This window comes from Rhizobium sp. YTUHZ044 (assembly GCF_051123975.1).
In the GTDB taxonomy this organism is placed as follows: Bacteria; Pseudomonadota; Alphaproteobacteria; order Rhizobiales; family Rhizobiaceae; genus Rhizobium.
In genome coordinates, this window is record NZ_CP101426.1 from 240363 (window position 1) to 265422 (window position 25060).

Sequence of the window (25060 nt, forward strand, 5' to 3'; positions counted from 1 at the left end):
GAACTTGACATGCGGCCCGTGTGCAGGCATTTCATATACGCACCGTATATCAGATAACGCGGCGGGCTGTGAAGCTCCTTAGACGGCCTGCTGCTCATTGGTGTTCCATCAACGACAAGGATCGACAAATGACCCAACGCGAAGCAATCTTTCCCGCAGGCAGGAATGCCCTTTACGAAAAACACGGATATTCGGCCGCCATCCGAACTGGCGATCTTCTGTTCGTCTCCGGCCAGGTCGGCAGCCGTTCCGATGGTACGCCTGAACCCGACTTTGAACGCCAGGTTCGGCTGGCTTTCGAGAACCTGAAGGCAACGCTGGATGCTGCAGGCTGCGGCCTCGACGACATCGTCGATGTAACGACGTTCCATACGGACCCCGAAAACCAGTTTGAAACAATCCTGGCCATCAAGCAGGAGCTTTTCAGCAAGCCACCCTATCCGAACTGGACGGCGATCGGCGTGAACTGGCTGGCCGGCTTCGATTTCGAGATCAAGGTCATTGCCCGCATCCCGTCCACCGCCCGATTTTAGGATGATGCCAGGCATCCCGTTCGGGCTGCATGGTTGGACTGTGACAATAGACGGGTGCCGGACGATGCAATCATCGTTCGACTCGCGACCTATCGGGGGAAGAGCTCCGGGATGATCCTGCGGGCGCGATCGCGCAAAAACACCGCCTCTCGCTCGTCGACAAAGCGGTAAGGCCATCTCAGCCTGGTCGTGACCGGGCCCCAGTTGCCGATCACAGCGAGCAGTTTGTCGAGGGCGGCATTTGAATAGCCGCGGTCACGGCGAAACGGGACGATGTGATTGTCCATGAAGGCGCAGATGCGGCTTTCGATGTTGAGCGCCGCCTCGAGATTCCTGCGCATCAGCTCTGTCCAGGCCTGCGCGCCGCGGGGATGGAGACAGGCAACGTTCGAAAACGCCCCGGCGGCCACCCCCTGCTTCATGCCGGTTGCGAGATGGTGGCCTGGAATGAACAGCGAAAATTCGGAAAGGTGTGCTCGCGCCTGCGAAAACCAGGCATCGTCTCCATCGGCGACCTTCATCCCGACCACTGACGGGCAGGGGCCGCAAACCTCGCTGAGCTCGGCTGGCGACAGGACACGTTTCGCATGCGGCGGATTGTAGAGGATGAGCGGGATTCCTTGGGCGACGTCTGATGCCCGTTTCAGGAAATCGATGGCTTCGAGATTGGTGAGCGGCCACCAGTCGGGGAGGATTACCTGAAGCGCCAATGGCTTATGAACGGTTGCACGGCGCAGCCGATCGAGCATGATCATCGGATCGGGCTGGCAGGCGCCGATGACGAACGGCATTCCGGCCGCGCGGCAACGCGAGACCAGCACGTCCTGAATTCGCTCGTACTCCGCTTCGCTCTGGTTGTGGAATTCTCCCGCCGTGCCGTTCGAATAGATGCCGTCGACCCCGGCGGCGATCAGTATGTCAATTTCCTCGGCGAGCTTTTCGAAATCGATGCTGTCGTCGTCGGCGATGGGCAGCAGCAGGCTTGCCCAGTTGCCCGCGATCGGGTGGCGGCGGGTCGTGGTGGTCATCGCACGTCCTTCAATTCAGGTCATCACGGATGCAGGCCTTGAAATGACCGGGCTTCATTTCGCGCAGCTCCGGCACGGTCTCGCCACAGGCGGGCAGAGCGTTTGGACAGCGCGTGCGGAAGACGCAACCGCTCGGCGGATTGGCGGGGCTCGGAATATCGCCCTTCAGGATCTGGCGATCGCGCGGCGCATCGGGATCGGGCGAGGGGATCGCGGAGAGAAGCGCCCGCGTATAGGGATGCAGCGGCCTGGCATAAAGCGCGGCACTGGGCGCGATTTCCATGATCCGGCCGAGATAGAGCACGATCACCCGGTCGCAGATATATTCGACCACGGCGAGGTCGTGACTGATGAACAGCATGGCCAGATCAAGGCGCTGCTGCAGGTCGCGCAGAAGATTGATCACCTGCGCCTGGATCGAAACATCGAGCGCCGAGACCGGCTCGTCGGCGACGATGAATTCGGGCGCGAGCGTCAGCGCGCGCGCGATGCCGATCCGCTGCCGCTGGCCGCCCGAGAATTCGTGGGCATACCGGTTGACGGCGTCCGGCGGAAGATCGACCTGTTCGAGCGCCTCGCCGGCACGTTCTAATCTCTCTCTTGCCGTCCCCAAGCCCTGGATCCTCAGCCCCTCGGTCAGGATTTCGCCGATTGTCATACGCGGCGACAGGCTCGCGAACGGGTCTTGGAAAATATATTGCATCCGGGGCCGCAGACGCCGCATTTCGGATGAGGACAAGGCGGTGAGTTCGGTACCATCGAAGCGGACGCTGCCGGCCGACGGTTCGACCAGCCGCAGGACCGATCGGCCGATCGTGGTCTTGCCGCTGCCGGATTCGCCGACCAGCCCGACCACCTCGCCCTTGCCGATATCGAAGGATATGGCCTGCAGGACGGTCAGCCTGGTTCCGCGGGACGTATAGTGTTTGCCGAGATCGCGGACGGAGAGAAGGGGCTCGCTCATCTGATCTCCTGCCAGCGAATGCAGCGGCTGTGGTGGCGCGGATTGACCTCGGCCAGCGGTGGCACCGCCGGGCGGCAGGAGTCGATGGCAAATTTGCAGCGTGGTTGGAAAGCGCAGCCGGCCGGCATGTTCATCAGACTCGGCACGACGCCGGGAATGGCCGCCAACCTTTCGCCCGCCTGCTTCATCCGGCTCGCATCGCCGAGTTTCGGCATCGAGGCCAGGAGGCCGATCGTATAGGGATGTCTCGGATTGCGGAAAACCTCGGCCACCGGCCCGGTCTCGACGATCCGGCCGGCATACATCACCGCCACCCGATGCGCGATTTCGGCGACGACGCCGAGATTATGGGTGACGAAGAGCATGGCCATGCCGCGTTCGCGTTGCAGCGTCTGCAGAAGGGCTAGAATCTGCGCCTGGATGGTGACGTCGAGCGCCGTCGTCGGCTCGTCGGCGATCAGCAGCGTCGGGTCGCAGGCAAGGGCCATGGCGATCGTGGCGCGCTGGCGCATGCCGCCGGAGAGCTCGTGCGGATATTGACCGGCGCGGCGCCCGGCATCGGGAATGCCGACGCTGTCGAGAAGGGCGACGGCCACATCCATGGCGGCCTTCCGGGCCGCCCGGCGATGGATGCGGATTGGCTCCGAAATCTGGTCGCCGATCGTGTAGACCGGGTTGAGGCTCGACATCGGCTCCTGAAAGACCATGCCGATGTCATTGCCGCGAATGGCACGCATGTCCTCTTCGATGAGCGCGACAAGATCGCTGACCGTACCGTTCTTGCGCTTCAAATGGATGCTGCCGGCGGCGATCGCACCAATATTGCGGGTCAGAAGCCGCATGACCGAAAGGCTGGTGACCGATTTGCCTGAACCGGACTCGCCGACAAGCGCAAGCGTCTCGCCGGCAGTCACCGTCAGATCGATGCCGTTCACCGCCGTCACTTCGCCCGAGCGGATACGGAAGACGGTCCGCAGCCCTTTGACGTCGAGAATGGTGTCGGCGGTCTGTTGCATGGCATCCATCAGGAAAGCAGGCCGGTCGCGCGCAGGATTTCGTCGATCCTAGTCGTTTCAGTCTCGTTGAGAGCCGCCCTCGGACGCGGCATCAGCGCCGTGTCGATGATGCCGAGGCTCTTCATCGCCGCCTTGAAGGCGCCGATGCCGGCGGCGCCGCCGCTGACGCGGCCCGCCCCGACTGAGACGATCTCGAAGAGCCGGCAGAGGCGCTCCTGCTCCTTGCGGGCCGCGACCCAGTCGCCACGCTGGGCGGCGTTCCAGAGCCTGACGTAGCCATGCGGATCGACATTGGCGATGCCGGGCACGACGCCATGAGCGCCCATCTGCAGCGCCGTGTCGACGACGATTTCGGAGCCCGTCATCAGGAAGACCTCGTTGTTGCCGGCGAGATCGAGCAGCACGTAACGGAAGTTGCCGTCGTCGCCGCTCGAATCCTTGATGCCGACGATCGTTCCCTCCTTCGCCAGCGTCACGCTGGTCTGGCGCTGCAGTTTCACATGCACGCAGACGGGAATGTCGTAGGCGATCAGCGGCACGTCGACGGCATCGCGGATATAGCGGAAGTGATCGATGATCTCGGACTGGCTGGTGACGGTGTAGAACGGCGCCGTGACGACAACCGCGTCGGCGCCGGCCGACTTCGCGATCCTGGCATGGTTGATGACCCTGTCGGTGGTTGGGTCGATGACGCCGACGATCAGCGGTACGCGACCATTGATGACTTTGGCCGAGTGCTCGATGATTTCCTTCCGGGTCCTTTCGTCGTGGAAGATCACCTCGCTGGTCGAGCCGAGCACGAACAGGCCATGGCATCCGGCCTCGATCAGGTTTTCGAGCACCCGTGTGTAGGACGGGTAATCGACCGTGTAATCCTTGTTCAGCGGGGTTATGACGGGAGGAACGACACCCTTGAATTTGCTCATTTTCGCTTTCTTTCAATCGTCAGTTTAGTTCGGTGCGAGGGTCGAAGGCATCACGAAGACCATCGCCAATGAAGTTGATTGCAAGGACGGCAAGCACCAGGAATCCGCCGGGAAACAGCCATTGCCAGGGATATTGTTCGAGCACGGCGGTAGAGCGGGCAGCATTCAGCATGTTGCCCCAGCTTGCCGCCGGTGGCGCAATGCCGAGACCGAGGAAGGAAAGGCCGGCCTCGAGCAGGATGGCATTGGCGATCTGCAGCGTCGCGAAGACGACGAGGATGTCGATCGAGTTCGGCAGGCCGTGGCGGAAGAGGAGATGCGGCAGACCCGCCCCCATGCCTCTCGCGGCCATCACGAAGTCACGTTCGCGAAGTTCGAGCAGCCGCGAGCGCACCATGCGCGCCAGCAGAGGCCAGGAGAGAAGTGAGATGACAAAGACCGTCGGCCAGATGCCGGTGCCGGCGATCGAGGCGAGCACCAGCAGGAAGATGACCGGCGGCAGCGTCATGACGAGATCGACGAACCGCATCGTGACCGCATCTGCAAAGCGGCCGGCAAGCGCCGAGACGGCGCCGACCAGGAAACCGATGATGGCGGACATGACGGTCGAGGTGAGGGCCACCAGCAGCGAAATGCGACCGCCGTCCAGGACCCGGGCAAGGATGTCGCGGCCGACCCCGTCAGTGCCGAACCAGTGTCCCGGCCCCGGCTGCGCATTCATTGCCATGAGATCGATGTCGTTGGGTTTGAAGCTCCACCACAGCGGATAGGAAAGGATTGCGACGATCATCAGCGCGATCATGCCGAGGCCGAGCAGCGCGGTCCGGTTGAGCAGAAAGCGATGCAAGGAGCGTATGATCGGGCCCGGGCTGCGGGCAGGGCTTCGTGCCAGCATCGCTCACCCCACCTTGATCCGCGGATCGACCACCGCATAGGCTAGATCGGTCAGAAGATTGACGACGATGACGCAGGCACCGATCACCAGCGTCGAACCCATGATGACCGGATAGTCGCGGCCCTCCACCGCATCGACCATGAGCAGGCCCATGCCGGGCCAGTTGAAGACGCTTTCGATGAAGATCGCGCCACCGATCGCAAGGCCGATGGTCGAGCCGATCAGCGTAATGACGGGAAGCAGCGCGTTGCGCAGGGCGTGCTTGGTGATGACCCAGAATTCGAAGACGCCTTTGGCGCGCGCGGTACGCACATAATCCTGGCTCAGAACCTCCAGCATGGAAGCGCGCATATAGCGCATGATCAGCGCTGTCTGGGCGACGGCCAGCAATGTCGCGGGCAGGATCAGGTGATGGAGAAGGTCGGCGATGGAGAATTCCTGGCCTGGCGTCAGCATGCCGCCCGAGGGCATCCAGTTGAAATAGACCGAAAAGAGATAGAGGCCGACAAGAGCGCTGAGGAAGGGTGGACTTGAAATACCGGTGACGGCGAAGACTGACAGGGACAGGTCCGCGACGGAATTGCGGCGAACCGCGCTGATGACGCCGGTGGCGATCCCCGCAACGATCGCGATCGCAATCGCCGATCCCATCAAGAGCACTGTCGGGCCGACGCGCGAGAGCACGAGGCCGAGCACTGGCTGGTCCGGCCGCTTGATCGAATAGCCGAGATTTCCCGTCAGCGCCTGCCGCAGCCAGCCAAGATACTGCACCGGCAGCGGCTGATCGAGTCCGAGCGTGGCGCGCAGCTCGGCAAGATCCGACGACGACATCGGAATATTGGGATCGATATAGGCGTCGATCGGATCGCCGGGCGTGAGGCGCAGCATGGCGAAGATCAGCACGCTCAAGGCAAGCAGCATGCCCACTCCGATCAGCAGGCGCCGGAGACTGTATCTCAGCATGAATTCCGTTCCCGTGCGGGCGGGCCACTGCGCCTCGGAAGACGCGTGGCGCTGCAGTGACCCGGCCGCCCTTTGCTTCTCAGGATGCGTGACGCCCTATTCGGCGATCGCCCATTTCTCCGGATGCGCCTGGTAAGGGCCGCCACCGGGAGCGGGCGTCCAGATGAAGTCCTTCAGCCTGGCGGAGGCGACGCCATATCGTTTCGCCACCCACAGCGGACCCCAGGGCAGTTCCTTGTTCATCACCTTGCAGACATCCTGATAACGGGCGGAGCGCTTTGCGGCATCCGTCTCGCCAAGCGCTGCGTCTAGAGCAGCCGTCAGCACCGGCATGCGCACGCGCGCGACGTTCGGGCCGGCCGGCGGGATCTGCTTTTCGTTGAGGCCGACATTGATGCTGCCCGGATCCGGGCCGTTCTGAAGTCCGGCATAGACCATCTGGAACTGCGCGACATCAGGCGTCGGATTGAGCACGATGCTGTTATAGGTCGGCGTGTCGACGGCACGCGGCGTTACGTTGATGCCGACCTGGGCGAGCATTGCCTGGACCGCCGCCATGACATTGGCGGCAAGCGGCGTCGTGTAATAGGTCAGCAGGGTGACCGGCTTGTTGCCGTTGATCTCATCCCAGCCGGCGTCCTTCAGCAGCTGCTTGGCCTTTTCCGGATCATAGGCATAGGTCTCGATGCCTTTCGGCACCACCTGATCGGCGACATAGGCGCAGTTTGCCGGTTCGGCGGCGCCGCCGTAAAGGCTCTGGATGATGGCATCGCGATTGATCGCGTACATCACTGCCTGACGGACCCGAACATCTTTCCAGATCGGCGAGTCGTGGTTGAAGCCGAGATAGTTGACGACGAAGGAGTTGCCTTCGATGACGCGGAAATCCTTGTTGTTGTCGAAGGCCTTCAGATCGTTGGAATCGACGTAGGTGAACTGGATTTCGCCGGCACGAAGTGCGGCGATCGCCGCTGCCGGATTGGCAAAATAGCGGTTGATGATCTTTTCGAGCGCCGGTTGGCCGCCTCGGTAGTCGGTATTGGCGACAAGTTCGACATATTGATCGGTGACATATTTGCTGAACTTGAACGGCCCGGTGCCGATCGGCGCGGTGGACCACCATGTGTTCTTGGCGAGCTGATCGGCCGGGATCTGCGAAAGTGCGTGTTCCGGCAGCATCATCACCTTCGTCAGGGTGTCCATCAGGCTTGCGGACGGGGCGGAGAGCTTGATGATCAGGGTCTTGTCGTCCTTGGCCTCGACCGAGGAAACGGCGCTCAGCCGCGCTGCCAGTACGGAGCCGGTCTTGGCGTTCTTGGCGAGCTCGATGGTGAACTTGGCGTCCTTTGCCGTGAAGGGCTTGCCGTCATGCCATTTCGCGTCGGCAAGCGTGAAGGCGTAGGTCAATTGGTCGGGACTGACCTCGTAGGACGAAGCGAGCTGGCCGACGACCTTCTCGAGCTTCGCGTCATAGGTCACCAGCGGCTCGAAATAGACGCTGAGCCATGTGAAGCCGCCCGTTGCGGCAAGCGGATTGAAATTGCCCTGAAAACCACCCGGGCCGACATCGAAGCCGCCGGACAGCGTGGCTGCCTTCGCTGGGCCGATGAAGGCCGGGGCGACGGTCGTCGCCATCAAGGCACTCAATGCGATGGCCGATGATAGTCTTTGCAGTCGTTTCATTGTGCTCCTCCCACATTGGCACTTTTCTTGTTGGCTGCGATCACCCGGGAAATGCCGTCATAATGGCGGTCCAGGCGCTTCTGCGCTTCCGCGACATCCCTTGCCTCGATGGCATCGACGATCGCCGCGTGATCCCTCCAGGTGGCGACGGGGTCGACATTGTCGAGGTTGACGAAATCGGACGCCTTGTAGAAGGCGAGCCAGAACACGTCGATCAGCCGCGCAAGGGTCTCGTTGTTCTGGCAGCGGAAGAGCAGGGTGTGGAAAAGCTGGTCTTCGTCGGCGAAGGATTTACCCCGTTCCGCATGGACCCGCATGCGCTCCACCGTGGCGCGCAGCTCGGCAATATCGTCGTCGCCGATCATCTCAACCGTCTTGCCGATCAGCCCGACTTCCAGCGTTCGCCGGATCTCGATCACTTCTTCGATCTGGCGCAAGGCGCCGCCGAGGCCATAAGCGAGATTGTCGAGCAGCGGCTCGAATGAGAATGCCTTGACGAAGATGCCGACACCACGGCGCGATTCCAGCACGCCGAGCGATTCCAGCGCCTTGATGCCTTCGCGCAGGGAATTGCGGCTGACGCCGAGCTGGTTCGCCAGGTCGGATTCAGGCGGAAGCAGCGTGCCGGGCTTCAACCCGTTGTCGCTGATATAGGCCCGCAGGCTTTCCTGCACGGAGACGTGAAGTAGGGGCGCGCGGGCGAGGGGTTTCATGGATTTCAGCGACATGCGTTCTCATTCCGTCCGCAATGGAGATGTTAGAGAGATATCCACTTGTAGGATATCCGTCAACAGCATTCCTTCGCTTCGGAATGTCGGCGAGAGGTCGGACGCGCACGCTCCGAGCGCTGGCAGTAGTCATTGTGGTGATGGAGGATCGCTGCGCGTTGCGACGGATACGCAGCTCGCGTCCGCGTAAGTAGTAGCGGAAAACCATACGAACGGCCCGGCGCTCAATCGGGTTGCGGGGGAGCGGTCGTTTCCCCCTCCGAAAGCTCGCAAGCGAGCAGGATCGGGTGGTCGAGGTCTGGCGTCGGTTGCCTGTTCAGCAGGACGGCGACCGCTGCTGCGGCAATCTTTTGGATCGGCTGCTTGACGGTTGTCAGGCGCGGCGTGGTCATGCTCGAGAGCGGGATGCCGTCGAATCCGACGATCGAAAGGGCTGCGGGTATCGGTATCCCCAGATCATGTGCCGCTCTCATGCAGCCGATCGCCTGCTGATCCGAACTTGCGAAAATGGCTGTCGGCCGCTCGCTGCGGGCGCGTGCCAGCAGATAGTTTCCCGCCGATCGTCCGCTTTCGTAGTCGAAAGCCGCCTCTGCGATCAGCGGCGACCCTGTTTGTCCGCCGTCGTCGGGCTGCCCCATGGCGTCAAGGTAACCTGTAAGGCGATCGTTGGCAGGCACGGAATGTTTCGGGCCCGAGATGAAGCCGATGCGGCGATGGCCGAGCTTCAAGAGATGCTCGACGCCGAGACGCACGCCGGCCCGATGGTTTGAAGCGATCCCGGAATATCCTGGCATGAGGCGGTCGACGACGACGATCGGCAAGCCCTTCGGCAGCTTCAGCGTATGGAAATCATTGCTGGGAACCAGGATGATGCCGTCCACTTTTCGGCTTGTCAGCTGACCTATGCGGTCTGCTTCCTTGGTCGCATCGTCAAACGAAGTCATGACGATGATGTTATAGCCATGGCTTGCCGCCGCCTGCTCGGCCGACTGCACGAGTTCCGAGAAGAACGGATTGGTAAGATCGGGAATGACGATGCCGATGAGCCGGCTGACCTTGCTGCGCATGCTTCGGGCCGACGGGTCGGGCCTGTAGCCGAGCTCGTCGATGATGCGTCTGACGCGTGCCCTCAGTTCATCGGTCACGGCGGGGTGGTCATTCAGCACCCGTGAGACGGTCCCGGTGGAAACGCCGGCAAGTTTGGCAACGTCTCGAATTCCGACCTTTGGCATAATGGAAGAATATGTCCCTTCATTTTGGGTCTCGGGGACGCGGAGGCACCCGATGAGGCTTCAGCTAATGGTCTCCATCGCCTTCGTCAAAGGGCCGCAGTCAATTTGACGGCGTTTGCATAACACGAGGAACGCCGGCATTCAATGGAAACGGTTCATCAACAGGCGCCTCATTCTTCCATATACGGCCATTTTCGCTGCCTTGACAATCCTGCGGGGCGTTGTTACCCAAGTGCTGTTGGAAACGGTTCATTTCGAAGGCACTCAGGTGAGGATAGGCCCGGAACCGTTCGGAGGAGAGAAATGTCCCAATCTACGAAGCGTGATTCCGTCCTGATGCGTACGCCGCGCCGTGCGGCATTGAAGCTTGGACTTGCCGGCACGTTGGTGCTCGCACTGTCTTGCGGCGTGTCGCCCGCTTTTGCGGCCGGCAAGCCGAAGGTCGGCCTGATCATGAAGTCTCTGTCGAATGAGTTCTTCAAGCAGATGAAGGCCGGCGCCGATAAATATGCGGCTGAGAACAAGGACAAGTTCGACTTCAAGGCCGTCGGCATGAAGGACGAGCGCGATTTTGCCGCCCAGGTCGATGCCGTCGAAAACTTCGTGACGCAGAAATACGACATCATCGTCGTCGCCCCGGCCGATTCCAAGGCGATGGCGACGCCGCTTGCGAAGGCCGTGAAATCAGGTGTCAAGGTCATCAACATCGACGTGCCGCTCGATGCCGATGCCAAGAAGGCAGCCGGTATCGACCTGGCATTCTTCGGTCCGGACAACCGCGAAGGCGCAAAGCTCGCCGGCGACGCGCTGGCCAAGGATCTGGGCCCAGGCGCCAAGGTCGTCATCCTCGAGGGCAATCCCGAGGCCGACAATGCCAAGGAGCGCAAGGAAGGTTTCATGGCCTCCGTCAAGTCGGGCAAGCTCGAGCTTCTCGACAGCAAGACCGCCCATTGGGAGACCGAAGAAGCCAACACCGTCATGACGAACTTTCTGACCAAATATAAGGATATTCAGGGTGTCATGGCGGCCAACGACTCCATGGCGCTCGGTGTCGTCAAGGCTCTCGATGCAACCGGCCAGGCCGGCAAGATCAAGGTTGTCGGCTTCGACAACATCCCGCCGGTCCAGCCGCTGATCAAGGACGGCAAGATGCTTGCCACTGTCGAGCAATATGGCGCGCAGATGGCGGTCATGGGCATCGACTATGGTATGCGTGAACTGGCCGGCGAAAAATTCACCGGCTGGGTCAAGACCGACATCAAGCTCGTTACCGCCGGCGACCTCAAATAATCGATATTGCCGAGCTAGGACGAAAGGAGGCGCCGGCTGCCCGCCGGCGCTGACAGCTGCCAACCGATTGCGTCTACTCCCGATGAGGCTCGTTGCGGGCCTTTGGGAGTGTGCATGTTCGGATGGCGGCCATCTCGAATTCAAACAGATCATGCACGAGGTGGGACGTGTCAGACGCAGCAGATGACCACATCCTGAAGCTGGAGGGGATCGGCAAGCGCTTCCCGGGCGTCGTGGCGCTCAGGAATGTTTCCATGCGGATCGGCCGCGGCAAGGGCCACGTCCTGCTGGGCGAGAATGGTGCCGGCAAGTCGACCCTGATCAACCTGCTGGGCGGTGTGTTCAAGCCGGACGACGGGCAGATTACATTTGACGGCGGGCCCTATCATCCTGCCTCGCCGCTGGAGGCCTTCAAGGCCGGCATCCGCATCATCCACCAGGAGCTCCACCCCCTTTCCAATCTCAGCGTCGCCGAAAATCTGCTCTTCGAACATCTTCCGCGGCGATACGGCCTGGTGGATTACCGGCAGATGAACCGCCGGGCGGCCGAATTGCTGGCGGAAGTTGGCCTCGATGTGGCGCCGACGACGCTCGCCAGCCGTCTCAGCGTCGCGCAGTTGCAGCTGCTCGAAATCGCCAAGGCGCTCTGCTATGAAAGCAAGCTGCTCGTTCTCGACGAGCCGACGGCAACCTTGACGTCCAAGGAAGTTGACCGGCTGTTCGAAATTCTGAAGCGTCTGAAGGCGCGTGGGGTGACGACGCTTTACATATCCCACAGGCTCGAGGAGATTTTTGAAGTCGGGGACGATGTGACGGTGCTGCGCGACGGCCAGCATGTCATCACGCGACCGTTGTCCGGCTTGGCCATCCCCGACATCGTCGAGCTGATGGTCGGGCGAACGCTCTCGGATCATGGCGTCTTTCGCAGTGACAGCGCCGTGTTCGGCGAGGCGCTCGGCGTTTCCGGTCTGAAAGTGACCCGAAACAGCCCGGAATTGTCGTTCTCAGTGGCCAAGGGCGAAATCGTCGGCATTGCCGGCCTTGTGGGTAGCGGCCGGACAGAGGCGGTCCGCGCCATATTCGGCGCCGACGCCAAGGCCGGGGGCGAAATCCGCATCGACGGCGAACTGGTTGCGATCCATTCGCCGAAAGATGCGGTTGCCGCCGGCCTGTGCCTGGCGACGGAAGACCGCAAGCTGCAGGGCCTGATGCTCGACATGAGCTGCGCAGAAAACACCACGGTTACCGATCTCGCCAAGATTTCCCGCAAGGGGCTGATCAGCCGCAGGATGGAGAACGAAAACGCGCAGCGTCTCGTGCGCGAGTTGCGCATCAAAACACCATCCGTCCATCAGCGGGTCAGGACGTTTTCGGGCGGCAATCAGCAGAAGGTGGTGATCGCCAAATGGCTGTTCCGCGGCCCCAAGGTGCTGATTTTCGATGAGCCGACCCGCGGCATCGATGTCGGCGCGAAAGCCGAAATCTACGACCTTCTCTGGAAGTTTGCCGCGGAAGGAAAGGGTGTTCTGGTCGTATCCTCGGATCTGCCGGAGCTCATTGGCATCTGCCATCGCATCATCGTCCTGTCGGACGGCAAGATCGCCGGCGAAATCGCACGGGATCAATTCGAAGAGAGCAGGATCCTCTCACTCGCTTACAAGGAGTACAGTCGTGTCCGGCAACATTGAAACCAAGGTCGAAGCGAAAGAGACGGGCTTCTGGGACAAGCTGATCCGGATCTCGATGAAAGAGGCAGGCGTTGCCATCGCCCTCGTCCTGATCGTCGCCTTCTTCTCGGCGACGGCGCCGTATTTCGCGACGCCTGAGAATTTCCTGAAAATCTTCGTGCAGATTGCCATCAACACCGTGCTTGCCTCGGGCATGACCTTCGTCATCCTGGTCGGCGGCATCGACCTCTCGGTCGGCTCGCTGCTGGCGCTATGCACGGTCATCGGCGCGACGATCATGATCGACCCCAGGCTCTCGCCCTGGCAGGCGATCGTGCTCGCTTCGCTCGCCTCGATGGGCACCGGCGCGATCCTTGGCGCCATCAACGGCTGGGTCTGCGAAAAGTGGAAACTGCCGTCCTTCATCGTCACGCTCGGCATGCTGAATGTCGCCAGCGGCCTGGCCCGCGTCGTCAGCGACAACTCCACCATCACCGGCCTGCCGCAGCCTTTCGTGGATTTCGGAAACCTGATCTTCTGGGGCGTCTTCCCGTCGATCTTCCTGATTGCCATCATCGTCGTCCTCGCCGGCTGGTTCGTCCTGCGTTATACCGTGTTCGGACGTTTCGTCTTCGCGATCGGCACCAACGAAGAGGCTGTGCGGCTGTCGGGGCATGAGCCGAAACGCTACAAGATCGCGGTGTTCACCATCTCGGGCCTGACCGCCGGCATCGCAGCCATGGTTTACCTGCTTCGCCTCAATGTCGGCAGCCCGGTTGCGGGCATCGGCTATGAGTTGAACGCCATCGCCGCGGTCATTATCGGCGGAACCAGCCTCTCGGGCGGCAAGGGCTCGATTGTCGGAACGCTGGTCGGTGCCTGCATTCTGCAGGTGCTGTCGACGGGATTGCAGCTGCTGGGCGCCGACGACAACATCAAGCCGATCGTCATCGGCGCCGTCATCGTGCTTGCCGTTATCCTGGACAGCTATCGCGGCCGGTTGATGCGGATACTCGAAACGCGGTGACCGATCGCAAGGCGTGGGCCTCTGAGCGCATGGCGGCGTGCAAAGTCGAGGCAGGCCGTCAAACTCCTGCCACATGCCCTGCATTAATTCGACGCGACTGCGTATGTCTTAGATCGGAATTGATTTAAGGATAATGCTGCAGCAGCTCAAAGCCCAGCCGCACCCTTGGCGCATCTGAGACGATGCGCGGCGCTGCGGTAACCGCGTCGATGGAGATCCGATGCCCGCAGTCCTGCGAAAAAAAGTTCACGGCGCGTCCACCCGGGCTGAGGTCATCGACGGTGCAGAGGATATCGGCGTCGCCTATCAGGTGTTTTCCGACACGGTGGTCGAAGACGTCGTCGTCAAGAACTCGCCTCGTGGCTTCAAGTTTCACAACGGCAGCAACCTCGTCGTCAGACGCTGTGAAACGGAGAATGTCAGGGGCGATGGCCTTTATCTGACGAAGACGAAGAACGTTCTTCTGGAAAACAACCGTATGGGGGCGGCTCCGGGCGAGGGCGCGGACTGCTGCCAGTTCGCCTATCAGAACAGCGACGACAATATCAGTTCGGACGTGGTGATCCGCGGCAACCTCTTCCTGCAGTCGCCGACGAGCACCTCGAACAAAGGCGCCCTGGTCTGCGATAAAACCCGGAAATATCTCGTCGAGTACAACTTCATCGGCGGCAAGAATTTCTCCTTTTCATCGATCGGCGACGATGCCGTGGTGCGCAGCAACATCATGCGCGACGGCAGGATGAACGACTATTCCTTCGGTTACGGCATCGGCGACAAGGCAGACCGTACCGGCCATCACGTCTATGACAATTGGATCGAGAACAACAATCGCGGCATTAGCCTGAGCGGCTTTTCCGACCAGGAGCGGGCATTTCGCAAGGACATCGACATCCACGACAACGTCATCAGCGGCTGCGACATCGCCTTTTTCGCCAATCGTCCATGGTCCGGGAGCCTCCGGCGCAACATATTCATTCGATGCGGCCAGGACTTGGTTCTGTCGGGAAAGGGCAAGAGCACCGCCGGCGAGATCGACAGCAATTACCATAATGACGGCAGCTTCTTGAACCTTGTGGCGCCGCCGCTCCGCTTCAATACCTACGGCAAGGCCTCCGTCGCCTCGGGTGAATGGACATCCGAGCCCGATGAGATCGTCATCCAGTGGCGCGACAAGGGATTGGATATTCCTGGCGCTAACCGCCCTTCCATTGCCGTCGAGCCTGGCATGGAATTGTCCTGCGTGCTGTTGGCCCGCAAGGGCCGCAATTGGATGCTGGCGATCGCCGAGACCGCTTATGACGAGTTCACGCCGCGCGCATGGCAGGAAAAGATGCTGCCGTGGCAGAAGCGGTATCTCTCGATCTGAACCAAGTAATCCCGGTATGCCAGGCCCGGAACCAAAGGCCGGTTTTGCCGTTGACTGCCAAGTTCCATCGGTCCGGGAGGGCAGGACAGTCGTGGCACGTCAGGCGTTCTGGAAAGGTTATCTCAAGCTCTCGCTCGTCACCGCCGCCGTTTCGCTGACGCCGGCAACGACCGAAAGCAACAAGTTGCGTTTCCACGTCCTCAATCGCCAGACGAAAAACCGGGTCGAAAGCCGCTATGTCGACAGCGTTACCCATAAACCAGTGGCCGACAGGGACCAGGTCAAGGGCTATCCGCGCGGCGAGGACGATTATGTTCTTCTCGAAGACGAGGAGATCGAGGAAGTCGGGCTCGACAGCACCCGCACCATCGATATCGACAGCTTCGTACCGCGTGGCTCGATCGATTGGGTGTGGTACGACAAGCCGCATTTCCTGGCGCCGGAGGACAAAGTCGGCGTGGAAGCCTTCTGCGTCATCCGCGAGGCGATGAAGGCGAACGACGTCGTCGGCATTGCCCGCCTTGTTCTCTATCGGCGCGAGCGCGTCGTGCTCCTGGAGCCGCAAGGCAAGGGCATCGTGCTCTGGACCCTGCGCTATGGCGACGAGGTGCGCGAACCGTCGGCCGAAATCGACGACAAGGCGGAGATCGACAGCAAGCTGCTGACGCTGATGAAGCGGCTGGTGAAGGAAGAGACGAAGGATTGGAGCCCGGCCATGGTGCAGGACCCGATCCAGAAGCGCCTGAAATCGATGATCCGCGGCAAACAGAAGAGCCTGAAGAAGGCAGCGCCTGCCAAAAAAACCGCACCGGAAAAATCGACCGGCAACGTCATCAACATCATGGATGCGCTGAAGAAGAGCCTGGTTTCGCAAAGCGGGCGGAAGTCGCGTTAGAGCAATTCCAGGAAAAGTGCGAAGCGGTTTTCCCAGGCAAAGCGAAGCGCTTTGCCTGGAATTGCGCAAATCCAAAAGGTCAGAGCGGGATGATTTTACGCTCTAACGCTTCTTCTTTTCCAACGGTTTCGCTGCAGCGAAAAATCCGTCCCAGGGATCTCGCGGCAACGCGTTGAGCCGCGTCGGCGTATTGTCCACCGTGAAATAGGCCGGTCCGACGTCGGCGGTGAGTTCGCTCCACTCCAGCGGCATCGAGACCGCGGCGCCTCGCCGTGCCCGTGTCGAATAAGGCGCGACCGCCGTATTTCCGCGGCCGTTGCGGAGATAGTCGATGAAGATCTTCCCCTTGCGCTTGGCCTTCGTTGCCGTCGCCAGATAGCGGTCGGGATCGTCGGCGGCCATGCTGTCGGCGAGCCACTTGGCGAAACCCTTCACTTCGGCCCAGCTGGCCTTCGGCGTGAGCGGCGTCACCACATGCAGCCCCTTGCCGCCCGAGGTCTTGACGAAGGCGGCGAGGCCTTCGGCCTCCAGCCGCTCCTTCAGTTGGTAAGCAGCGGCGATCACATCTGCCCACGCCACCCCGTCATCGGGATCGAAGTCCATGGTGATCATATCGGGCTTTTCCCAATTGTCGGTCGTTGTGCCCCAGGGGTGGATTTCCAGCGCGGCCGATTGCACCAGCGCCACGATCCCGTCGAAATCGGTAATTCTGAGCAGCTTCTCCCCCTGCCTGTCCTTGGGATCGGTAATCTCCTGGATATGCGGGTTCATGCCCTTCCAGGCGTGCTTCTGGAAAAACCGCTGCCGGCCATTGATCCCGTCCGGCAGGCGCAGGAGCGCCAGCGGCCGGTTGACGACGTAAGGCGCCATGAAGCGCCAGACCTGGGCGTAATAATTCGCCAGCCCCTCCTTGGTAACGCCCTCGTCCGGCCAGTAGAAGCGGTCGGGATGGGTGAGTGTCACAGCCGATTTCGGCAGAGCAGGGGCCATGGTCTTTTCCGTCTCGCGCGTCACGTCCTTCGCAGGCTTGTCTTCTCGCAGACCGCGGAAGGCGGCATGGCGCAGATTGCCATCGGCCGACCAGGCGCGGAACTCGACCTCGCCAACCAGCTGCGGCTTCACATAGATCAGACCGCGCCGCTCCTCCGATGTCAGCTTGTCGTCAAATGACGTCTCGTTCTGCGTCAGGCCCGACAGTTTCTCATAAAGCATCCGCGCGGTTGCCGCCGTATATCCGGTGCCGACGCGCCCGACATGTTTGAGTTCGCCGTCCTGGTAATAGCCCATCGCCAGCGAGCCGATCGCATTCTTCATCGATGTCGACGGCACGTAGCCGCCGATGACGAATTCCTGCCGGTGCGAACATTTCGATTTGATCCAATCGCCTTTGCGTCCCGACGTGTATTTGCTATCGCGCAGTTTGGAAATCACCCCTTCGAGGCTGAGCCGGCAGGCATGGTCAAGCACCAGGCCGCCGCTTTCGTTGAAATGCGCGCTGTAGCGCAGCTTGTCGTTATTGTCGGGCAGCAGGCTTTCGAGCAGCTGCTTGCGATCGGTGAGCGCCACATTCACCAGGCTGTGGCCGTCGAGGTGGAGAAGATCGAAGGCATAGAAGACGAAGCGATCGTCGCGGCCCTCGCTCAGATCGCGTTGGAGCGCCGAGAAATCCGAGGCGCCGCTATCGCGCTCGACGACGATTTCGCCGTCGATCACCCCCGATTGCACCGGCAGGGCGGCAAAGGCCTCGAGCACCTCGCTGCCGAATTTCTCCGTCCAGTCGAGGCCGCTGCGGGTCAACATTCTGACCTTGCCGTTCTCGACCCTGACCTGCAGCCGGTAGCCGTCGAACTTGATCTCGTGGATCCAGCGATCACCAGCCGGCGGCTTCGTCTTTAACCTGGCAAGCGCCGGTTCGATGAAATCGGGCATTGCGGCCTTGCGAGCACCCTTCGGCCAGTCGCGTTCTCCTGGTGCGGCGGCTTCGGCCTTTGAAGCCGGTCTTTTAGCGGCAGCCGGCTTGCCGTCTTTCGACTTGGAGGTCCAGGTCGTATCCGGATTTCCCGCCACCTCTTCGAGCCGGCGGCCGGTCTTTGCCGATTCCGGCCGCTCCTGAAGAATGTCGCCGTCGTGGCGCGCCGCGGCATCATCTCCCTTGATCAGCAGCCAGTTCTCCCGCTTTTCCCCGGGCCGGCCATGCATGCGCACGAGGTGCCAGCGGCCCTTCAGCTTTTCGCCATCGAGCTCGAATTCCATATGGCCCTCGCGATAGTCCTTGCGCGCATCGCCGAGGGGCGTCCAAGTGCCGCGATCCCAGACGATGACAGTGCCGCTGCCATATTGACCTTTTGGAATGATGCCTTCGAAATCGCCATAGGAAAGCGGGTGATCTTCGACGTGTACGCCAAGGCGCTTGTCCTCGGGGTTGAGGCTCGGCCCTTTGGTCACGGCCCAGCTCCTCAGCACCCCATCCATCTCCAGGCGGAAGTCATAGTGCAGCCTCGTTGCATCATGCTTCTGGATGACGAAACTGTTGCCGCTGCTGCGGCCCAAGCGACCACGTGGCTCCGGAGTGAGTTTGAAATTGCGCTTCGCCTCATAGGTCTCGAGGGCCATCTCAGCCTGCCTTCTTCCTTAGGCTATCGCTGCGCGCCGGCGCCTTCTTCTTTGCCGACGCCTTCTTCGCCGTCTTGCCGCTCATCCCCGCGCTTTGGCGCAGCGCCTCCATCAGGTCGACGACCTTGCCTTCCGGCGCCGGTTCCTTCTTCGGCGCTGCCCGGCCCTCGATCTTTGCTTTCACCAGTTCGACGAGGGCCGCTTCGTAGCGATCCTCGTAGGCACTCGGATCGAAGCTGCCGCGCTTGGTTTCGATGATGTGACCGGCGAGTTCGAGCATCTCCTTGTCGAACTTGACGTCGGGAATGTCTTTGAAGACCGAGTCGGCCGAGCGCACCTCATAGTCGAAGTTCAGCGTGGTCGCGATGATGTGGCCGTCATGAGGCCGGATCAGCAGCGTTCGGATGCGCCGGAAAAGCACGGCTTCGGCGAGCGCCGCGACCTTGCCGTCGCGCATGCTGCGGACGATCAGCGACAGCGCCTCCTCATCATGTTCGTCGACAGGTGCGAGGTAATAGGGACGATCGAAATAAAGCTTGTCGATATCGTCATAGGCGATGAAAGCTTTGACGTTGAGCAGCTTGTCGCTCTCCGGCACGATCTCTGCGATCTCGTCTCCTTCGATGACGACGTAGTCGCCATTCTCCATCTGATAACCTTTGACCTGCTCGTCCCGCTCGACCGGTTTGCCGGTCTCGCTGTCGACGAATTGCCGTTCCACCCGGTGTCCCGTCCTGCGGTTGATGATGTTGAAGGAAACCCGGTCCGAGGAGAAGATGGCGGTATAGAGCCCGACGGCGCAAGCAAGGTCGCCTACCTTCAGATGACCTTTCCAGCTTGCCCGCGCGGCCATGCCATCCTCCGTTGCAAATCACAGACGACTGTTGCTCTTATCTGTTTCGAGTTCCTGAAACGCCCAGCCGCCATCGGGTGAAGGATAGGCGAGCAACGCGTCGCCATCGCCGATTTTCTGACGTGACGCAGCATCCTTGGCGTGGACAATCGCTTCCTCAGCCGTCGCATAGGTTTCCGACAACGTGTCGCCGAGCTTGTAGGCCCAGCCATTGTCATGCGGCACGACCTGATAGGTGATGTCAGCCATTTCGGATCTCCTCTTTTCAGTTCGATGGCGGCATGATGCCGGTCGAAAACCGCGCACGCTTCGGCATCACGCCTAGTTCCGATGTGGTTTGCGTCTTTCATCGAGCGCGATGATTTTCTCCAGGGAGGCGATGTCCTCGCTGGTGACGACGGGAACCGGATCGGCCGCGATAGCCTCAAGCACCTCCTGCGAGATGGCGCCGTTGCGGATGGCCCATTCCAGCGTCTCGCGCGTTTCCCGCTCGGCCTTCAGCTGTGCATAGAGCGCGACAATCAGCCGGTCGCGGGCGTCCATCCGCCGGTCCTGACGATGCATGTTGCGGGCATGCGGCATCGTTATGCACCTTTGTCACTGATTTCGTTCAGGTGTAGTCAACTGATGACGGAAGGAAAGGTTCCGTTACCAAGCATCGCGCCGTCATTGCGGGCCGAGGCGTAACTCGCTATTTCTGCGAGGCTGTTGTCAGAGGATCTTTTCATGGCCGATCTCAAGGCTCGCCCCCGTCCGACAGGTGCTATCGCCACTCTCGGCCGTACCGGCTTTCCGCATGTCACGTCCACCACCAAGGGTGAGATCGATATCGTCACCGCCCCTTCTCAGCCGGGCTTCAGCCCGCTCGATCTGCTCTATGCCTCGCTCTCGGCCTGTCTCGTGCTCAGCGCCCGCATTGCAGCCAGTCAGATGGGGGTTCTCGACAGGATCAGCGAGATCACCGCCGACGTCACCGGCGAGAAGGCGGCGGAAGGGCTCTCACGCGTTGCAAAATTCAACATCGTCTTCTCGATCAAGGGCGATGTCGACGAAGAGACCCGCCGCAAGATCGTCGATGCTGCCGAAGAGGAGATCTGCACAGTCAGCAACACCATCCGCGGCAATCCCGAATTCTCGACCACGATAGTGGGATAGAGGTCGCACTCGAAACCCAATAAAATTTATAGACAATTCGCGGTGAGGGAGATTGCGCGGGAAATGTCCGGCATTTATTCTCGGCCATCGCAAGTGAATATCCCGGCCGTCATGCATCCGAAGCCTCTCCCGAAGTCCGAACGATCCGTCGTCGCCATTATCGGCGGCGGCCTCTCCGGCGCGGGCGTCGCCTATCATCTCGCCAGGGCAAATTGCGGTGAGCGCCCCATCATCATGGTCTTCGAACCGCGCGCGGAGCTCGGCCGCGGCCTTGCCTATGACACGGACGATCCGGCGCACCGTATCAATGTTCCCGCCGCCAAGATGAGCCTGCAGCCCGACGACCTGGGCGAATTCCAGGCTTGGATCGAAGCTCGCGACGCCGTCGCGGACGATCCGGGGGCGAGGCAACCGGACGGCATGCTCTTCCCCCGGCGCCGGCTCTTCGGCGAATATGTCGCCTCCCTGCTGAAACCGCTGCTGGAAGAGGGCGTCGTGCTCCACAACCGCGCCCGCGTGACCGGTCTCGAGCGCCGGGGCGGCCGCTGGTCGATCCAGGACGACAAAGGCGGGGTGACGGAGGCCGATATAGTTGCGATCGCCACCAGCCATCCGCCGCCGGCAGCGCCGGGCCGGCTTGCCGCCAGCTTGGCCGCCCATCCCCGCTTCGTCGCCGATACCACCAAGCCGGGCGCGCTCGGCGTTATCCGTCGGCATGACCGGGTGCTGGTCATCGGCAACGGCTTGACGGCCGCCGATGTCATCGCCTCTCTTGCCGAGTGCGGTCATGATGGCCCTGTGACGGCGATCTCGCGCCGCGGCCTGCGTTCGCGCGGCCATTCGCCGGAACCGCAGCAGCTCTTTGGAGACTTCGTCTCCCAGGCCGCGCATTCCGCCCTTGCGCTGCTTGTCAGGATCCGCGCCGACATAGAGGCCGCGAAGGCGCAGGGCATAAGTTGGCACGGCGTGATTGATCAGGTGCGGGCGCAGGGATACGAACTCTGGCAGGCGCTGCCGATCGCCGAACGGCGCCGTCTCGTCCGCCATCTGCGTCCCTATTGGGATGTGCATCGCTTTCGCATCGCGCCGCAGGTGGAAGCCGTGCTCGACGCGGCGATTGCCGCCGGCCGCCTGGAAGTCCTTGCCGGGTCGGTCGCCGATGCGCGCATTGAAGGAGAGCTTGTTCTTTGCACCCTGCAGCCGCGCCATCGGCGTCAGTCCCTGGAGCGGAGCTATGACGCCGTCGTCGTCACCACGGGCCCGGCGCATGGCGGCATTCTCGAAACTCAGCCCTGGCTCGCGGCGCTTGCTGCAAGCGGCCACCTGTCGCTTGACCCGACAGGCCTCGGCCTTGCCTGCACCGAGCAGTCGGAGGCGATCGGCCCGTCGGGAAAGGCGGATCCTTCGCTACTGATCTCCGGTCCACTGGCGCGCGGCACTTTCGGCGAACTGATGGGGCTGCCGCAGGTGACCGAGCATGCCTTCTTCGTTGCAGGCGAAATCGCCGCAAAGCTGCGGCTGGCCGAGACGAACACCCGCCCGGCCTGATTTTCCGTTCCGATGTCGTTCTTCGACTGTCGCCGGCACATGACTTCTGCTACGCACGCTCCAGTCAATGGCCCGCCGCCAATGTTCGGGCAATCAAGAAAATCGAGACCATGTCGCAGACCGCTTCCACTCTCTCCGAAGCCTCGCCTTCCAACCGTCTGGCGCTGGCCGCTCTTGTTGTCGGCGGGGCGGCGATCGGCGGCTCGCCGATCTTCGTTCGGCTGTCCGAAGCCGGGCCGATGGCCACTGCCTTCTGGCGTGTGGCGCTGGCGCTGATCCCGATCTTCATCGTCTCGCTCATGAAGAAGGATAGGGGGCCGAAGCCGCAAAGCCTTTCCGATTATGGGCTGCTGGTTCTTCCGGGCCTCATGCTGGCGCTCGACCTCGCCGCCTGGCATCTTTCGCTCACCATGACCTCGGTCGCCAACGCGACGCTGCTCGCAAACCTCGCGCCTGTTTTCGTCACGCTGATCGCCGTCCTGTTTTTCAAGGCGCGAACCAGCGGTGTTTTCCTGCTGGGGCTGGTCCTGGCGCTTGCCGGCGTCGTTATCCTAAAAGGCGGACCGGCAGGGCTCGGCAATGGCGGCTTGAGCGGCGACGGCACCGCGATGATCGCCGCTTTCTTCTATGCCTGCTATATCCTGGCGATCGGCAGGCTGCGCAGCCGGTTCGATACGATCCGCATCATGCTGTGGAGCACGGCATCGGCTGCCGTCTGCATCTTCCCGATCGCCTTCTTCTTCGAAGGGCAGATGCTGCCGGCGACCCTCTACGGCTGGTCGATCCTCTTCGGCCTCGCCTTTGTCAGTCATGCCGGCGGGCAGGTGGCGATCACCTATGCGCTGGCCTATCTGCCGCCCGCCTTTTCATCGCTGACGCTGCTGTTGCAGCCGGTCGTCGCCGCAATCCTCGCCTGGGCGCTGCTCGACGAGGCGATCGGGACGATGCAGGCGCTGGGCGCCGGGGTGGTGCTCGCCGGCATCATGGTTGCCCGAACGGCTCGCTCGCCGGCCTGACCGCCTGCTGCTCCAGCGGCGCTGGATCGTCCCCCATTCTCTGAAGCAGCCACTTTTGAATGATCGGCACATCGGCGTCGCCGAGATCGTGGCCGCCGGGGATGACGTCGGAATCGACGGTGGCGCCGGAACTCTTCAGCCGTTCCTCCAGGTCGCTCGCATATTTGCCGTAGGCATCGGTCTTGCCGCTGATGACGAGCAGGTCCGTGCCCTTCAGATCGGCATGCGGATAGTCACTGAGCACAGGCATGGAGCGCAGCAGTACCGCCTTGTGAACGAGGTTCGGATGCAGGTAGAGCAGCGAGTTCAAGAGGTTGGCGCCATTGGAATAGCCGACATAGACGATCTTCTTCGGATCGAGGCCGTAGGATTTGACGGCGCCTTCTATGAAGGCCGCAAAGGCTTCGGCCTCGGTCTTGATGTCGTTCTGGTCGAAAGAGAAGGGTGTAATGCGCTTGTACCAGCGCGGAAAGCCTTCTTCCGTCGCCCGGCCCCGCACGCCCATCAGTGTTGCGCGCGGTGCCGCCTTGTTGAGGAGCGGCATCAGCGTCGTCTCATTGCCGCCCGAGCCGTGCAGAAGCACGAAGACACTGCCGTCAGGATTCGGCGGCGTGTAGAAGCGATGAACGAACGGCAGCTCGCGGTAATTGATGCGCGGCTGGCCGGGCAACGAAAATTGCGGCAGAACCACCTTGAGGTCGTCGAGATTGGTGATCGCTTCCGGCGGCGCGAAGAGCTTGGTGCCGAGGGCTGCATGCTCTTCGTCAACAGTCATGCCGGGCTTGTCGGTTGCAAGCTCCACCAGCGTGCCGCCGGGCTCGCGGGCATAGAGCGAGCGGAAATACTTGCGGTCGTGCATGTTGGTCGGCGATGCATCGGTCTTCTCCAGCGCCTTGGATACCGAAAGCAGCGCCTCCTCATCGGCGGCCCGGAAAGCGACATGATCGACCGTGCCGGTCCCCGGCGCACCGGACCAGAAGCCGCGTGCATCGCGCACATCGATGACATCGCCCGATTGCGACACCAGCCTGTCGATCGTGCCGCGGTTGGCCAGGAAGCGGTAGCCGAAATGGCGCTCGAGGAAGCTGCGGCTCTCCGCCGGCTTTTCCGTCAGCACGGTTGCGCCGCGCACCCGCTGGACGGCATGCCCGACCGGGATCGCGGCGCCGTCCCAGACAGCCGGCGATGTCAGGTCCTTTGCGCCCGCGAGCTTGAGGATGATGTTATCGGGATCCTTCAGCCTCAGAACAGGCTCGCCGAATTCATCGGCGGGTCCTTCCGAGCGCAGGCCGAAGCTCATGGCGCGCGTCAGCCAGTAGCCGATGCTCGCCGGATCGATCGCCAGCGAAATTTCGCTGATCTGGCCGTAGCCCGCCCGGCCGGGCGCGCCATCTTCCCAGACGAGGAAGCTGACGAGCGAACCCGGCGTGCCTGCCGAATCGCCGTAGAAGAGATGGAGCTGCGTCGCATCCTCGTAGCCGGCCGTCTGCTTGACGAGCCGCATGCCGAGAAAGCCGGCGTAAAAATCCACGTTCGCCTGCACCTTTCGGGTGATGGCTGTAACGTGATGTATGCCTGATACCATCGAGAGCAGTCCTGATTGAAGCGGCGTCGTCAGGAGCGCGAGTATGAGAGCTGCGAAAGTCATACCGTTGCCAATGA

The 25060-nt window shown here is 61.7% G+C and carries 23 protein-coding genes; 9 read left to right on the plus strand and 14 right to left on the minus strand.

The features are described 5' to 3' along the window. Nucleotides 1-128: 128 nt before the first annotated feature. The gene (locus NL154_RS01190; RefSeq protein ID WP_221145955.1) at nucleotides 129-533 is read left to right on the plus strand and encodes a RidA family protein; all 405 of its coding nucleotides are present in this window, start codon (nucleotides 129-131) and stop codon (nucleotides 531-533) included. Nucleotides 534-622: 89 nt separating this feature from the next. Here NL154_RS01190 and NL154_RS01195 read toward each other — a convergent pair whose 3' ends face one another. The 9 genes from NL154_RS01195 to NL154_RS01235 form a co-directional block, all read right to left on the minus strand. Next, nucleotides 623-1561, minus strand: a complete 939-nt coding sequence (locus tag NL154_RS01195; protein WP_434733447.1) for a dihydrodipicolinate synthase family protein — start codon at nucleotides 1559-1561, stop codon at nucleotides 623-625. Between the two features lie 10 nt (nucleotides 1562-1571). Next, nucleotides 1572-2525, minus strand: coding sequence for an ABC transporter ATP-binding protein (locus NL154_RS01200; RefSeq protein ID WP_434733448.1), 954 nt, complete (start codon nucleotides 2523-2525; stop codon nucleotides 1572-1574). Further along, on the minus strand, nucleotides 2522-3541 hold the full coding sequence (locus tag NL154_RS01205; protein ID WP_221153956.1) for an ABC transporter ATP-binding protein: 1020 nt from the start codon (nucleotides 3539-3541) through the stop codon (nucleotides 2522-2524). Before NL154_RS01205 ends, NL154_RS01200 begins: the two co-directional genes overlap by 4 nt. An 8-nt stretch (nucleotides 3542-3549) precedes the next feature. Next, entirely contained in the window at nucleotides 3550-4467 is a 918-nt protein-coding gene (locus tag NL154_RS01210) for a dihydrodipicolinate synthase family protein (RefSeq protein ID WP_210629255.1), read from the minus strand. 19 nt (nucleotides 4468-4486) lie between these two features. Further along, a complete protein-coding gene (locus NL154_RS01215; RefSeq protein WP_210629254.1) occupies nucleotides 4487-5362 on the minus strand; it encodes an ABC transporter permease in 876 nt (291 codons plus the stop codon). Nucleotides 5363-5365: 3 nt separating this feature from the next. After that, nucleotides 5366-6325, minus strand: coding sequence for an ABC transporter permease (locus tag NL154_RS01220; RefSeq protein ID WP_210629253.1), 960 nt, complete (start codon nucleotides 6323-6325; stop codon nucleotides 5366-5368). 96 nt (nucleotides 6326-6421) lie between these two features. Beyond that, entirely contained in the window at nucleotides 6422-8008 is a 1587-nt protein-coding gene (locus NL154_RS01225) for an ABC transporter substrate-binding protein (RefSeq protein ID WP_221163565.1), read from the minus strand. After that, entirely contained in the window at nucleotides 8005-8736 is a 732-nt protein-coding gene (locus tag NL154_RS01230; protein WP_221163564.1) for a FadR/GntR family transcriptional regulator, read from the minus strand. The genes NL154_RS01225 and NL154_RS01230 overlap by 4 nt, the downstream gene beginning before the upstream one ends. Nucleotides 8737-8960: 224 nt before the next feature. Next, the gene (locus NL154_RS01235) at nucleotides 8961-9968 is read right to left on the minus strand and encodes a LacI family DNA-binding transcriptional regulator (protein ID WP_434733449.1); all 1008 of its coding nucleotides are present in this window, start codon (nucleotides 9966-9968) and stop codon (nucleotides 8961-8963) included. A gap of 303 nt (nucleotides 9969-10271) precedes the next feature. Here NL154_RS01235 and NL154_RS01240 point away from each other — a divergent pair, with 303 nt between their 5' ends. The 5 genes from NL154_RS01240 to NL154_RS01260 all read left to right on the plus strand — a co-directional run bounded on the left by NL154_RS01240 (nucleotide 10272) and on the right by NL154_RS01260 (nucleotide 16213). After that, nucleotides 10272-11258 (plus strand): sugar ABC transporter substrate-binding protein, encoded by a 987-nt coding sequence (locus NL154_RS01240; RefSeq protein ID WP_210629249.1) that lies wholly within the window; start codon nucleotides 10272-10274, stop codon nucleotides 11256-11258. Nucleotides 11259-11425: 167 nt separating this feature from the next. Continuing rightward, nucleotides 11426-12946 carry a sugar ABC transporter ATP-binding protein gene (locus tag NL154_RS01245; protein WP_210629248.1) on the plus strand — a complete coding sequence of 507 codons (1521 nt, stop codon included), beginning with the start codon at nucleotides 11426-11428 and terminating at the stop codon, nucleotides 12944-12946. Next, complete coding sequence (locus NL154_RS01250; protein WP_210629247.1) at nucleotides 12930-13952, plus strand: ABC transporter permease; 1023 nt, start codon at nucleotides 12930-12932, stop codon at nucleotides 13950-13952. Before NL154_RS01245 ends, NL154_RS01250 begins: the two co-directional genes overlap by 17 nt. A gap of 220 nt (nucleotides 13953-14172) precedes the next feature. Beyond that, the gene (locus NL154_RS01255) at nucleotides 14173-15318 is read left to right on the plus strand and encodes a right-handed parallel beta-helix repeat-containing protein (RefSeq protein WP_221145967.1); all 1146 of its coding nucleotides are present in this window, start codon (nucleotides 14173-14175) and stop codon (nucleotides 15316-15318) included. 91 nt (nucleotides 15319-15409) lie between these two features. Next, a complete protein-coding gene (locus NL154_RS01260) occupies nucleotides 15410-16213 on the plus strand; it encodes a Ku protein (RefSeq protein ID WP_434733450.1) in 804 nt (267 codons plus the stop codon). A gap of 102 nt (nucleotides 16214-16315) precedes the next feature. On the opposite strand, the gene ligD is transcribed toward NL154_RS01260, so the two are convergent. From ligD to NL154_RS01280, 4 genes are all read right to left on the minus strand, one after another. Beyond that, nucleotides 16316-18826 carry a DNA ligase D gene (gene ligD, locus NL154_RS01265; protein ID WP_434733451.1) on the minus strand — a complete coding sequence of 837 codons (2511 nt, stop codon included), beginning with the start codon at nucleotides 18824-18826 and terminating at the stop codon, nucleotides 16316-16318. 1 nt (nucleotide 18827) lies between these two features. Next, nucleotides 18828-19679 carry a Ku protein gene (locus tag NL154_RS01270; protein ID WP_434733452.1) on the minus strand — a complete coding sequence of 284 codons (852 nt, stop codon included), beginning with the start codon at nucleotides 19677-19679 and terminating at the stop codon, nucleotides 18828-18830. 18 nt (nucleotides 19680-19697) lie between these two features. Beyond that, complete coding sequence (locus NL154_RS01275) at nucleotides 19698-19928, minus strand: DUF2188 domain-containing protein (RefSeq protein ID WP_210629242.1); 231 nt, start codon at nucleotides 19926-19928, stop codon at nucleotides 19698-19700. A gap of 72 nt (nucleotides 19929-20000) precedes the next feature. Continuing rightward, nucleotides 20001-20261, minus strand: coding sequence for a hypothetical protein (locus NL154_RS01280; RefSeq protein WP_210629241.1), 261 nt, complete (start codon nucleotides 20259-20261; stop codon nucleotides 20001-20003). A 144-nt stretch (nucleotides 20262-20405) separates the two neighbouring features. On the opposite strand from NL154_RS01280, the gene NL154_RS01285 reads away from it, so the two are divergent. The 3 genes from NL154_RS01285 to NL154_RS01295 all read left to right on the plus strand — a co-directional run bounded on the left by NL154_RS01285 (nucleotide 20406) and on the right by NL154_RS01295 (nucleotide 23398). Then, the gene (locus NL154_RS01285) at nucleotides 20406-20834 is read left to right on the plus strand and encodes an OsmC family protein (RefSeq protein WP_210629240.1); all 429 of its coding nucleotides are present in this window, start codon (nucleotides 20406-20408) and stop codon (nucleotides 20832-20834) included. 63 nt (nucleotides 20835-20897) lie between these two features. Beyond that, nucleotides 20898-22382 carry an FAD/NAD(P)-binding protein gene (locus NL154_RS01290; protein ID WP_434733453.1) on the plus strand — a complete coding sequence of 495 codons (1485 nt, stop codon included), beginning with the start codon at nucleotides 20898-20900 and terminating at the stop codon, nucleotides 22380-22382. Between the two features lie 110 nt (nucleotides 22383-22492). Next, the gene (locus NL154_RS01295) at nucleotides 22493-23398 is read left to right on the plus strand and encodes a DMT family transporter (protein WP_210629238.1); all 906 of its coding nucleotides are present in this window, start codon (nucleotides 22493-22495) and stop codon (nucleotides 23396-23398) included. On the opposite strand, the gene NL154_RS01300 is transcribed toward NL154_RS01295, so the two are convergent. Next, nucleotides 23364-25046: a VOC family protein gene (locus tag NL154_RS01300; RefSeq protein WP_434733454.1), complete on the minus strand. Its 1683-nt coding sequence runs from the start codon at nucleotides 25044-25046 to the stop codon at nucleotides 23364-23366. The two genes, NL154_RS01295 and NL154_RS01300, sit on opposite strands and share 35 nt — an antisense overlap. Nucleotides 25047-25060 lie beyond the last annotated feature (14 nt).